The organism is Superficieibacter sp. 1612_C1 (assembly GCF_015234305.1).
In the GTDB taxonomy this organism is placed as follows: domain Bacteria; phylum Pseudomonadota; class Gammaproteobacteria; order Enterobacterales; family Enterobacteriaceae; genus Superficieibacter.
Genome location: NZ_JADGMI010000001.1, coordinates 1,068,676 through 1,081,235, shown reverse-complemented (window position 1 = coordinate 1,081,235; position 12,560 = coordinate 1,068,676). Strand labels below are relative to the sequence as shown.

Sequence of the window (12,560 nt, the reverse complement as noted above, 5' to 3'; positions counted from 1 at the left end):
TCTACCATCTTTATGCGGTTTTGTAAGATAAATATTCGCTCTTGCCCTATTTATGCCACAGGATATCAATGGAAAAGAAACTTGGTCTGAGTGCTTTAACCGCACTTGTTTTAAGCTCCATGTTGGGAGCGGGCGTGTTTAGCCTGCCGCAAAATATGGCACAGGTCGCCAGCCCGCTGGCCTTGATTATCGGCTGGGCCATCACCGGTGTGGGGATCCTGCTGCTGGCCTTTGCGATGTTATTGCTGACGCGCCTGCGGCCCGACCTCGATGGCGGCATATTCACTTACGCACGCGAAGGCTTTGGCGAGCTGATCGGCTTCTGTTCCGCCTGGGGTTACTGGCTGTGTGCGGTGATCGCTAACGTCTCATACCTGGTGATCGTGTTTTCCGCCCTCAGTTTCTTTACCGATACGCCTGAGCTGCGCCTATTTGGCGATGGTAATACCTGGCAGGCGATTGCAGGCTCATCAGTACTATTGTGGATTGTACATGCCCTGGTCCTGCGCGGTGTGCAGACCGCTGCCGGAATAAATCTTGTAGCCACGCTCGCTAAATTGCTGCCGCTGGGATTATTCATCGTGCTCGCGGGGTTAGCTTTTAGCCTTGATACCTTTACCCTGGATTTTAGCGGCGTAGATTTAGCGATGCCGGTGTGGGAGCAGGTCAAAGGCACAATGCTGATCACGCTGTGGGTGTTTATTGGGGTTGAAGGCGCGGTAGTGGTTTCCGCCAGAGCACAGAATAAGCGTGATGTTGGACGCGCGACATTGCTGGCCGTTCTCGCCGCGCTGGGTGTCTATTTGCTGGTCACGATGCTGTCACTCGGCGTGGTTGCCCGTCCTGAACTGGCGGAAATGCGCAATCCCTCCATGGCCGGGCTGATGGTCAATATGATGGGGTCGTGGGGTGAAGTGATCATTGCCACCGGGTTAATTATTTCGGTCTGCGGCGCTTATCTTAGCTGGACCATTATGGCGGCCGAAGTCCCGTTGGTAGCGGCGACTTATAAAACCTTCCCGCGTGTTTTTGCCAGGCAGAATAAAAATAATGCCCCGGCGGCGTCGCTGTGGCTGACCAACATCAGCGTGCAGATTTGTCTGCTGCTAATCTGGCTGACGCACTCCGATTACAACACGCTACTGAATATCGCCTCAGAAATGATCCTGGTTCCCTACTTCCTGGTCGGTGCGTTTCTGGTCAAAGTGGCTGCCCGCCCACTTCATCGCGCGGTGGGTATTGGAGCCTGTATTTATGGCTTATGGTTATTGTATGCCTCAGGTCCCCTGCATTTATTGCTGTCAGTGATCTTGTACGCACCGGGTCTGCTGGTGTTTATCTACGCCCGCCGCACGCATCAGCATGACAGCAAATTAAAAGCCGGGGAACAGGCATTAATCGTGTTCTTACTGGTTGCTGCGGTTCCTGCAACCTGGATACTGATGGGATAAAAAGCGCGCCCTAACGCCGATCCTTTTGGTCAATAATGTGGTTATGTTAGCGGGCGCAGTTTCGGCGTCGGCGGAGAATGGCCGCTGCGCTAGTGGAATCGACTCCAGAGCAGAATGAGCAGCCAGGCACTCAGGCTCCAGCAGATAACGGCAGCGCTCAGCGCCAGCGGAAGGCGCATAAAGCCGGTGAAATACCACAGCGACAGCAGATAAATAAAGTAAGGAATAATCGACCACATCCCAAACACGATAGTGGTTCGCAACGCTTCAATACCCCGCTCACTGGCGACAATATAGTGGGCGATTAAGGCAAATGTCGGAAATAAAGGGATTAGCCCGGCGATATAATAATTCTTCGTTTTTGACAGTACGCTAATCAGCACTACCACCAGCGCCCCTAGCGCCGCTTTGATCAAAAGCCCCATTCCTTTGCCTTTAACAGATAAATAACAATTACCGCAGCATAACGGAAGTGACTCTGTTTATGAACGATTAATGGAAGCTTTTGCTCAGGCGGTGTATGTTGGCTTTTTTTGTACCGTATCAATTATATGAATAAGATAGTTTTCGTCGAAGACGATCCTGAGGTTGGCGCACTCATAGCCGCCTGGCTTGGGAAGCATGATTTTGCTGTCGTCATAGAGCCACGCGGCGATCGCGCGGAAGAGACGGTGCTGCGGGAAGCCCCCGATCTTGTGCTGCTGGATATCATGCTGCCAGGCAAAGACGGAATGACCATCTGCCGCGATCTGCGCAAGCAGTGGCAGGGGCCGATTGTCCTGCTGACCTCGCTCGACAGCGATATGAATCATATTCTCTCTCTTGAGCTGGGGGCGAATGACTACATTCTTAAAACCACGCCACCCGCAGTATTACTGGCCCGCCTGCGTTTGCATCTCCGTCAGCATATGGCCCCCTCTTCTGGCCCGGCCATTGCCGCATTGACGCCGCATAAAGCTATTCGTTTTGGCTCGCTGGCAATCGACCCGGTTAATCGCCAGGTATTATTAGGCAGTGACAACATCGCCCTCTCCACGGCCGATTTCGACCTGCTGTGGGAGCTGGCCACCCACGCCGGGCAGATTATGGATCGCGATGCGCTGCTGAAAAACCTGCGCGGCGTCAGCTATGACGGCATGGATCGCAGCGTTGACGTGGCTATCTCTCGCCTGCGGAAAAAATTGCAGGACAATGCCACCGAACCTTATCGGATTAAGACCGTGCGTAATAAAGGCTACTTATTTGCCCCTCACGCCTGGGACAATTAATGATTCACTGACGGGATAGAATACCGCCATGAAGAAACTGTTTGTGCAGTTTTACCTCCTGCTGTTTGTCTGCTTTCTGGTGATGACAATGCTGGTAGGACTGGTCTATAAATTCACCGCCGAGCGTGCCGGCCGTCAGTCGCTGGACGATCTGATGAAAAGCTCGCTCTATTTAATGCGCAGCGAACTGCGTGAAATTCCGCCGCACGCGTGGAATAAAACCCTCAAACGGCTGGATCTGAACTTATCGTTTGATTTACGCATTGAACCGCTCAGCAAATTTACTCTCGCGGCCAGCGATATGCAGCACCTGCGCGCCGGAGATATTGTGGCGCTGGACGATCAGTACACGTTTGTCCAGCGCATTCCACGTAGCCACTACGTGCTCGCCGTCGGGCCAGTGCCCTATCTCTACTTTATGCACCAGATGCGGCTTCTTGACGTGGCGCTAATGGCGTTTATCGGCATTTCGCTAGCCTTCCCGGTGTTCATCTGGATGCGCCCTCACTGGCAGGATATGCTGCGGCTGGAGTCGGCGGCCCAGCGTTTTGGCGAAGGACATCTGGCCGAGCGCATTCACTTTGACAGTATGTCCAGCTTCGAACGGCTCGGCGTGGCGTTTAACCAGATGGCAGATAATATCAATGCGTTGATTGCCAGTAAAAAACAACTGATTGACGGCATAGCCCACGAATTGCGCACGCCGCTGGTCCGCCTGCGCTACCGGCTAGAGATGAGCGAAGGTCTTGCGCCTGACGAATCGCAGGCGCTAAATCGCGATATTGAACAGCTCGAAGCGCTAATTGAGGAGCTGTTAACTTACGCCCGTCTCGATCGCCCGCAAACGGCCCTCACCCTGACGACACCGGATTTACCCACCTGGATCGCGGCGCATGTTGATGATGTGCAATCGGTTAACCCACAGCGGCAGATCGTTGCCGGCAATATTGTCCCCGGCGACTACGGTGCCGTGGATATGCGCCTTATAGAGCGGGTGTTAGATAATCTGCTGAATAACGCGCTGCGCTACAGTGAGCAGCAAATTGTGGTCAGCCTGGCGTTGACTGGCAACCGCGCCTGTCTGATAGTTGACGATGACGGTTGCGGCATTGCGGAGCACGAACGCCAGCGCGTGTTTGAACCTTTTGTTCGCCTCGACCCCAGCCGTGACCGGGCGACCGGCGGCTGTGGCCTTGGGCTGGCAATAGTCGCCTCCATCGCTCAGGCGATGGCAGGGGACGTTGCCTGCGAGGTCAGTCCGGCCGGAGGCGCACGTTTTCGGTTTAGCTGGCCGTTATGGCATAACATCGCCCTGCCAACTTCTGCCTGAAAAAGTTGCACCGGAGCCTGAGTTTACATAAAATGAATACTCTAAAAGTATGTTGTAACTAACGCGGAGTGTTCATGGCCAGTTATGATGTTGTTGAGCGTTTAACCTCTACCTTTCGTGAGCTGGAGCATGAACTGGCTGAACTGCGCCAGGATCTTGAAAACTGTCGGCTGCTGGCGGCGCGCGTCTTTGAGCTGCCGGAGATCAAAAAACAGGATGAGCATTCGCCGCTCAATCGTATCCGGGTGATTCAGCACGTGGGTAAAGCGGCCTTCGCCCAGGCGCTCAGCCATTTTAGCCATTTGTTCATCCAGCAGCAGTCTGAAGTTCGCAGCAGTAAAGCGGCGGTACGTCTCCCCGGGGTGATTTGCTTTCAGGTAACGCCCGCACAACAGGAGGCGTTGCAGACCCGCGTCAGCCATATTAACGCGCTTAAAACGACGTTTGAAAATATCGTTACCGTAGAATCAGGTTTACCGACCACCGCACGTTTTGAATGGGTACATCGCTACCTGCCAGGGCTTATCACCCTCAACGCTTATCGCACGGTCACACTGCTTAACGATCCGGGCACGCTGCGCTTTGGCTGGGCCAATAAGCACATTATAAAAAATCTGACGCGTAATGAGGTGCTGGAACAGCTGGAGAAAAGCCTGAAATCGCCGCGCGCGGTGGCCCCCTGGACCCGTGAACAATGGCAGGCCCGGCTTGAGCGGGAGCATCAGGATGTCGCTGCCCTGCCAGAACGGGCGAAACTGAAAATCAAGCGGCCAGTAAAAGTGCAGCCCATCGCCCGCGTGTGGTATCCCGGACAGCAAAAACAGGTTCAGTACGCCTGCCCCAGCCCCATTATTGCGCTGATCTCCGGCACCGGCGGCGTCAGCGTGCCGGATATTGGTGAACTACTGGATTATGACGCCGAAAACGTACAGCACCGTTATAAGCCGGAGGCGCAGTCGTTAACGCCGATCATTCCCCGACTGCACCTGTATGTGGCTAACGAGTAGCTGGCATGCTACCGACCATGTCTTGCGGACGCACCCAGCGCTCAAACTCCTCTTCAGTCAGATAGCCAAGCTTAAGGGCTGATTCTTTCAGCGTCAGCCCTTCTTTGTGCGCCTTCTTGGCAATTTCCGCCGCTTTGTCGTAGCCGATGTGCGTGTTCAGGGCGGTGACTAACATCAGCGAGTCGTTAAGCAGTTGCGAGATGCGCTCACGGTTTGGCTCAATACCGGTAGCACAGTGCTCGTTAAAACTCTCGATACCGTCTGCCAGCAGGCGCACCGATTGCAGGAAGTTATGGATCACCAGCGGACGGTAGACGTTGAGCTCAAAGTTGCCCGAAGCGCCCCCGAGGTTGATCGCCACATCATTGCCGAGCACCTGACAGCACAGCATAGTCATCGCTTCGCACTGCGTCGGGTTGACCTTACCCGGCATGATCGACGAGCCAGGTTCGTTTTCCGGAATGGACAGCTCGCCGATCCCACAGCGTGGGCCGGACGCCAGCCAGCGCACATCGTTGGCAATTTTCATCATCGATGCCGCCAGCCCCTTCAGCGCTCCGTGCGAATGGACCAGTGCATCACAGGTCGCCAGCGCCTCAAATTTATTCGGCGCGGTGACAAACGCCTGGCCGGTAAGCGACGCCAGCTCTTGCGCCACCCGCTGCGCGTATTCAGGATGCGTGTTCAGGCCGGTACCCACGGCGGTGCCGCCTAACGCCAGTTCGCTCAGGTGCGGCAGGCTGTGTTCAAGATGGCGAAGATTATGCTCAAGCATCGCCACCCAGCCGGAAATCTCCTGACCAAGGGTGAGCGGCGTCGCGTCCTGCAAGTGGGTGCGGCCAATTTTGACAATATCGCGGAAGGCCGCTGATTTCTCCGCCAGGGTGCTTTTCAGGACATTAAGCTGCGGGATCAGGTCTTCCTTGATCGCAATAATGGCCGCCACGTGCATGGCGGTCGGGAAAACATCGTTGGAGCTTTGGCTCTTGTTAACGTCGTCATTAGGATGGACTTTACGCTCCATGCCTCTCACGCCACCCAGCAATTCGCTGGCGCGGTTCGCCAGCACCTCATTCATATTCATGTTGCTCTGGGTGCCGGAACCGGTCTGCCAGATAGCCAGCGGGAACTCCTGCGGATGCTTTCCGGCAAGGACTTCATCGGCGGCGTTAATAATGGCAGTGGCTTTTTCAGCGGGCAGCAGCCCTAAATCCTGATTCACTTTCGCGGCGGCGCGTTTGGTCAGCGCCAGCGCACGGATCAGCGAGACCGGCATTTTTTCGCTGGAAATGCGAAAATGCTCCAGCGATCGCTGGGTCTGGGCTCCCCACAGTTTGTCTGCCGGGACCTCAATAGCCCCCATCGAATCTTTCTCACTGCGATGCGTTGTCATGACTGGCTCCTTGAATAAATGATGGAAGTGTCGACATTGCTCATCTGCAACCGAGATGAAGTATCAGCTATTTTTGGCAACTCACTTAATGCTTCGTGCGCTTAAGAGGAAGCGCGAAAGTCGTTTCCCGGCAGCGCGGCTGCCGGGATCGTTATGGTTAACGCTATTTCACGCAGCGCGCGCATTGTCCGCTGTTAATCTGCTGGAAAAAGTCGTTACCTTTATCATCAACCAGAATAAATGCCGGAAAATTTTCGACTTCAATTTTCCAGATGGCTTCCATTCCCAGTTCCGGATACTCGACGCACTCGAGGTGCTTAATGCTGTTTTGCGCGAGAACCGCTGCCGGGCCGCCGATGCTGCCAAGATAAAACCCGCCGTGCTTATGACAGGCATCGGTCACCTGCTGGCTGCGGTTGCCCTTCGCCAGCATAATCATGCTGCCACCGTTAGCCTGAAGCTGATCGACGTAAGAGTCCATCCGTCCGGCGGTAGTCGGGCCAAGTGAGCCTGACGCATAACCCTCCGGCGTTTTCGCCGGGCCAGCGTAATAAATCGGGTGATCTTTAACGTACTGCGGCAAGCCCTCACCGCGATCCAGACGCTCTTTGAGCTTCGCATGGGCAATATCGCGAGCGACAATAATTGTCCCCGTGAGCGACAGGCGAGTAGAAACCGGGCATTGCGAGAGCTGGCCAAGAATATCGCTCATCGGGCGATTGAGATCGACGTGGACCACCTCACCCTCGCCGGCCTGACGCAGCGCTTCGGGAATATAGCGCGCCGGATTGTTTTCCAGCCGCTCAAGCCAGATGCCGTGACGGTTAATTTTCGCTTTAATATTACGGTCTGCGGAGCAGGAAACGCCCATCCCCACCGGACAAGACGCCCCGTGACGCGGCAGGCGGATCACCCGAATATCATGGGCAAAATACTTACCGCCAAATTGCGCGCCGAGGCCGAGATTTTGCGCTTCTACCAGCAACTCCTGCTCCAGTTGCACATCGCGGAACGCCTGCCCCAATTCATTCCCCTCGTGCGGCAGCCCGTCGTAGTATTTGGTTGACGCCAGCTTGACCGTTTTTAGCGTCGCTTCGGCTGAGGTGCCGCCAATCACAAAGGCAATATGGTATGGCGGACAGGCGGCGGTGCCGAGGGTACGCATTTTGTCGACCAGATAATTTTTCAGTTTGCCCGGCGACAGCAGCGCTTTGGTTTCCTGATAGAGATACGTTTTATTCGCCGAGCCGCCGCCTTTGGCGATGCAGAGAAATTTGTACTCATCGCCGTCGACGCTGTAGAGGTCAATTTGCGCTGGCAGGTTGGTACCGGTGTTGACTTCGGTATACATATCCAGCGCCGCGTTTTGCGAATAACGCAGGTTATCTTCGATGTAGGTGTTATACACCCCGCGAGCCAGCGCCGCCTCATCGCCGCCACCGGTCCACACGCGCTGCCCTTTTTTACCCATAATGATGGCCGTGCCGGTGTCCTGACAGGTCGGCAGAATACCTTTAGCGGCGATTTCAGAGTTGCGCAGGAATTGCAGTGCGACGTACTTGTCGTTTTCGCTGGCATCCGCGTCGCTCAGAATATCGGCGACCTGCTGCTGATGGGCCGGGCGCAGCATAAATGAGGCGTCGTGAAAGGCATGCTGCGTCAGAAGCGTCAGCGCCTGCGGATCGACTTTGAGGATTTCTTGCCCGGCGAAGTGTTCAACAGACACGTAGTCACTACTGAGGAGATAGTATTCGGTTTCATCCTTTGCCAGTGGGAAAGGATCCTGATAACGGAAGGGTTTGTTCGACATTTTGCTCTCACTGATGACTCAATCTGGTTATTTGTATGAGGCAGATATTCCATTTGCCCTGTTCAAAGCGAGTTCGCTTATCCTACACAAGTTTTTAACAAAAACTGAGAGTAATACGACTTTTTAGACCCGAGGGTTACTTCTGCCCGGTTTATTGGTTTAATACCGGGATTAACTCCATTAAATACAGGGCTTGATAATGCAAAAACTCATTAACTCAGTGCAAAACTACGCCTGGGGAAGTCATTCTGCGTTAACGGATCTCTACGGTATCGCCAATCCGCAAAACCTGCCGATGGCAGAGCTGTGGATGGGCGCGCATCCGAAGAGCAGCTCAAAAGTGCAGGACGCCAGCGGAAACGAACGCTCACTGCGCGAGATCATTGACGCCGATAAAGCGTCACTTCTCGGTGAAAGCGTGGCTGCCCGCTTTGGTGAACTGCCGTTTTTGTTTAAAGTGCTTTGCGCCGCGCAGCCGCTTTCAATCCAGGTACATCCCAATAAAAAAGCCTCTGAAGAGGGCTTTGCCAGAGAGAATGCCGCCGGGATCCCGTTGGATGCGGCCGAACGTAATTACAAAGATCCCAACCATAAACCCGAACTGGTTTTCGCCCTTACGCCGTTCCTGGCGATGAATGCGTTCCGCGAGTTTTCAGAAATTGTCTCCCTGCTGCAACCTGTTGCGGGCGCACATACCGCTATCGCACATTTTTTGCAGCAGCCAGATGAAGATCGTCTCAAGCAGCTTTTCGCCAGCCTGCTGGCGCTGGAAGGCGAGGAAAAAAGCCGGGCGCTGGCTATCCTCAAATCGGCTATCGATACTCAGGAAGGAGAGCCGTGGCAGACCATTCGCCTGATCTCTGAGTTTTACCCGGATGACAGCGGCCTTTTCTCACCGCTACTGCTGAATGTGGTGAAGCTCAATCCTGGCGAGGCCATGTTCCTGTTTGCTGAGACACCGCATGCTTACTTGCAGGGTGTAGCGCTGGAAGTCATGGCGAACTCCGATAACGTTCTGCGCGCGGGCCTGACGCCAAAATATATCGATATTCCTGAGCTGGTCGCCAACGTTAAATTCGAGGCTAAACCTGCGGCGGAACTGCTCACCCAGCCGGTGAAAAATGGACAGCAACTCGATTTCCCTATTCCGGTCGATGACTTCGCCTTTTCGCTGCACGATCTGTCGAATCAGGAAAACCTCATTACTCAACACAGCGCCGCGATCCTGTTTTGCGTTGAAGGCGAAGCGGTGTTGCGGAAAGACGAGCAGCAACTGGTGCTCAAGCCCGGCGAGTCGGCTTTTATCAGCAGTGCTGAATCAACCGTCGCCGTCAGCGGAACGGGGCGACTGGCGCGTGTTTACAACAAGCTCAAGTAAGTTGCTGAACTTTTTTGAGAAGTCTTGCTACGCTTAAAGGTAGCCTTGCATGCTTATCGGGCGGGATGTTCCGCCCGTTTTTATTTTTAGGGATAAACGCTATGAAAAAAACTGTGGTTGCTGCCGGAATTATCGTTGCGCTGGGCGTCGTCTGGACGGCGGGTGCCTGGTACACCGGGAAGCAGTTCGAAAATCGTATTGCGACGGTCGTTCAACAGGCCAATGAACAGCTCAAACGTACCGCGCCGGAAGCGAACGTAGAGCTGAGTTACGCTAACTATCAGCGCGGCGTGTTTACCAGTCATCTTGATCTGGTGATTAAACCGGTTGCAGGGGCAACGAGTCCATGGCTGAAGGACGGGCAAAGCGTGGTGTTTAATGAACGCGTTGATCATGGCCCTTTCCCGCTGGCCCAGTTGAAGAAATTCAACCTTATCCCGTCCATGGCGTCAGTTAAAACGACCCTTGCCAATAACGAAGCCTCCAAACCCATTTATGATATTGCCAAAGGCGAGACGCCTTTCGAAGCCAATACCCGTATTGGTTACTCCGGCGACAGCCATTCGGATATCAGCCTGAAACCGCTGAACTATGACAAAGACGGCGAGAAAGTGGCCTTCAGCGGCGGTGACTTCCAGCTGGATGCCGACCGTGAAGGCAATGCCTTCGCCCTCACCGGCGATGCCGAAAGCGGTATGGTTGATGCGGTGAATGAATATAACCAGCGCGTGCGGATGACCTTCAATAAGCTGAAAACCGAAGGCGAAAGTAAGCTCACCTCGTTTGATGAGCGTATTGGTAATCAGAAACTGAGCGTCGAAAAACTCGCTATTTCGGTCGAGGGCAAAGAGCTGGCGGTGCTTGATGGCATGAATATCGTCGGTAAATCCGAACTGGGTAAAGATGGTAAAACCATTGACTCCCAGATTGATTACACCCTCGACAGCCTGAAGCTCCAGAATCAGGATATGGGTAATGGCAAGCTGACGGTGAAAATCGGTCAGATCGACGGTCAGGCATGGCATCAGTTTAGCCAGCAGTACAATGCACAATCCCGTGCGCTGATGGCGCAGCCAGAAGTGGTACAGAACCCGCAGCTTTACCAGCAGAAAATGACCGAAGCGTTTTTCGGCGCGCTGCCGATCCTGCTCAAGGGTGAGCCGGTGATCACCATCGCCCCGCTGAGCTGGAAAAATAGCAAGGGTGAAACCACGTTCAACCTTTCATTGTTCCTCAAAGATCCGGGCCAGGCCACCGAGCCTGCTCAGACGCTGGAGCAGGAAGTGGATCGCAGCGTGAAGTCGCTGGATACTAAACTGGTGATCCCAACCGATATGGCGACCGAGTTTATGACGCAGATCGCCCGTCTGGAAGGGTATCAGAATGAGGAAGCGGCGAAACTGGCGAACCAGCAGGTGAAAGGCCTGGCGGCGATGGGCCAGATGTTCCGCATCACCACCATGGAAGACAACAGTATCACCACCCGCCTGCAATACAGCAACGGTCAGGTGACGCTGAACGGACAGAAAATGCCGCTGACCGATTTTGTTGGCATGTTCGGAATGCCGGATCTGGGTATTCCGGCCCCGCAGTCGGTTAACCCGGCAACACCTGGCGAGCCTGCGACCCCGGCGGTTCCGGCGATCCCCGCCACGCCTGCCGATCCGGCAGTCCCCGTGACGCCGGTGCCACCCGCTGCCCCCGCACCACAACAGTAACGGTTTAGCCCCTCTACGGAGGGGCTAATTTTTGCCCGCCAGCCTCGGTGACATAATCTGATTGCGCAGCGTCGTCGTGCCATTGGCGATACGTTGCAGAATGCGATCGGCGAGGCTCTCGCCCATCTCTCTTGCCGGGGTGATCACCCAACTGATCGGGATATCGTCCAGCGCGCACTCCGGTACGTCGGCAAAAGCCGCCAGCGCCACCTGCTGCTCAAAATAACGTTCGATACCGCTCTCATCACTCTGTTTCCCGGCGCGTAACAGACCAAACCAGGCCCCCATTGCCACGACGCTGTTGTAGCACACAATGGCACTAATAGTCGGATTTTGCCGCAGCAAGACCCCTACCGCTTCGGCCGCCTGTTTTTGGCTGGTTTCGCACTCCACCACCCACTCACTGTGGAACGGTAAACCAAACTTGAGTAACGTCGCGCAGTAACCGCCGACGCGTTCGGCGCGAGTTAGCGAGGCGCTTTGTCCGCCAAGCCAGGCAATACGCTGATGACCGCGCTGAATTAGTTGTTCAGTGATGATTTGCGCGGCCTGCATATTATCCGGGCGGATGAGATCCACTTCATCCAGATGGCTGGCCCGGGAGGCAAACACCAGCGGAATACCCGCCTCGTCTGCGGCCTGGCGCAGTTCGGTTCCCCGCGCCAGCGGACCGGCAATAATGACCCCATCCACGCCCTGAGAAATAAGCATCTCGAGGCGTTGCAGCATCCATTCACCGTCGCCGCCGCTCTGCGTCAGGAAGACCATTCGCCCTTGCGACTCAAGCCTTGCGGTGATCCCGGCGGTCAGTTCGGCATAAAATGGCGCGCAAATATCCCTGACAATCAACCCTATCACCCCGCTGTGCCCGCCTCTGAGCGAAGCCGCCTGGCGGTTGCGCACGAAGCCCAGATGCTCAATCGCCTGATTGACCCGTTCACCGGTCGCAGACGATATTCGCCCTTTCCCGCTCAGGACCAACGAGACCGTGCTGACGGAAACGCCCGCCACCTGCGCAACATCGCTGATCGTAATTTTTTTTGCGATTGTCATCTGATTATCCATTTTTCTTCGACTGACAGGTAAAACGTTTTATCCATCATTCTGTCATCAGAACACTATATTGGTCTCATAGTGTGATAGAAATCTCACTAAAATTTGATAAAACGCTTTATCTTGCCGCTACGTTTTGATTATGACATTGA

10 protein-coding genes are annotated in these 12,560 nt (G+C 54.7%); 6 read left to right on the top strand and 4 right to left on the bottom strand.

Annotation, left to right across the window (positions count from 1 at the left end):
• The first annotated feature begins 68 nt into the window (after positions 1–68).
• Positions 69–1,451, top strand: a complete 1,383-nt coding sequence (locus INT84_RS05175) for an amino acid permease (protein WP_194205891.1) — start codon at positions 69–71, stop codon at positions 1,449–1,451.
• A gap of 89 nt (positions 1,452–1,540) precedes the next feature.
• On the opposite strand, the gene INT84_RS05170 is transcribed toward INT84_RS05175, so the two are convergent.
• On the bottom strand, positions 1,541–1,876 hold the full coding sequence (locus INT84_RS05170) for a GlpM family protein (RefSeq protein WP_194205890.1): 336 nt from the start codon (positions 1,874–1,876) through the stop codon (positions 1,541–1,543).
• 126 nt (positions 1,877–2,002) lie between these two features.
• On the opposite strand from INT84_RS05170, the gene rstA reads away from it, so the two are divergent.
• From rstA to tus, 3 genes are all read left to right on the top strand, one after another.
• On the top strand, positions 2,003–2,719 hold the full coding sequence (gene rstA, locus INT84_RS05165; RefSeq protein WP_194205889.1) for a two-component system response regulator RstA: 717 nt from the start codon (positions 2,003–2,005) through the stop codon (positions 2,717–2,719).
• 28 nt (positions 2,720–2,747) lie between these two features.
• Positions 2,748–4,049 (top strand): two-component system sensor histidine kinase RstB, encoded by a 1,302-nt coding sequence (rstB, locus tag INT84_RS05160; protein WP_194205888.1) that lies wholly within the window; start codon positions 2,748–2,750, stop codon positions 4,047–4,049.
• A gap of 74 nt (positions 4,050–4,123) precedes the next feature.
• Positions 4,124–5,056, top strand: coding sequence for a DNA replication terminus site-binding protein (gene tus, locus INT84_RS05155; RefSeq protein ID WP_194205887.1), 933 nt, complete (start codon positions 4,124–4,126; stop codon positions 5,054–5,056).
• On the opposite strand, the gene fumC is transcribed toward tus, so the two are convergent.
• Positions 5,046–6,449 (bottom strand): class II fumarate hydratase, encoded by a 1,404-nt coding sequence (gene fumC, locus INT84_RS05150; protein WP_194205886.1) that lies wholly within the window; start codon positions 6,447–6,449, stop codon positions 5,046–5,048. The two genes, tus and fumC, sit on opposite strands and share 11 nt — an antisense overlap.
• Positions 6,450–6,612: 163 nt before the next feature.
• A complete protein-coding gene (gene fumA, locus INT84_RS05145; protein WP_194205885.1) occupies positions 6,613–8,259 on the bottom strand; it encodes a class I fumarate hydratase FumA in 1,647 nt (548 codons plus the stop codon).
• 199 nt (positions 8,260–8,458) lie between these two features.
• On the opposite strand from fumA, the gene manA reads away from it, so the two are divergent.
• On the top strand, positions 8,459–9,637 hold the full coding sequence (gene manA / locus INT84_RS05140; RefSeq protein WP_194205884.1) for a mannose-6-phosphate isomerase: 1,179 nt from the start codon (positions 8,459–8,461) through the stop codon (positions 9,635–9,637).
• A gap of 101 nt (positions 9,638–9,738) precedes the next feature.
• The gene (locus INT84_RS05135; RefSeq protein ID WP_194205883.1) at positions 9,739–11,355 is read left to right on the top strand and encodes a YdgA family protein; all 1,617 of its coding nucleotides are present in this window, start codon (positions 9,739–9,741) and stop codon (positions 11,353–11,355) included.
• A 24-nt stretch (positions 11,356–11,379) separates the two neighbouring features.
• On the opposite strand, the gene INT84_RS05130 is transcribed toward INT84_RS05135, so the two are convergent.
• Positions 11,380–12,408, bottom strand: coding sequence for a Mal regulon transcriptional regulator MalI (locus tag INT84_RS05130; RefSeq protein WP_194205882.1), 1,029 nt, complete (start codon positions 12,406–12,408; stop codon positions 11,380–11,382).
• Positions 12,409–12,560 lie beyond the last annotated feature (152 nt).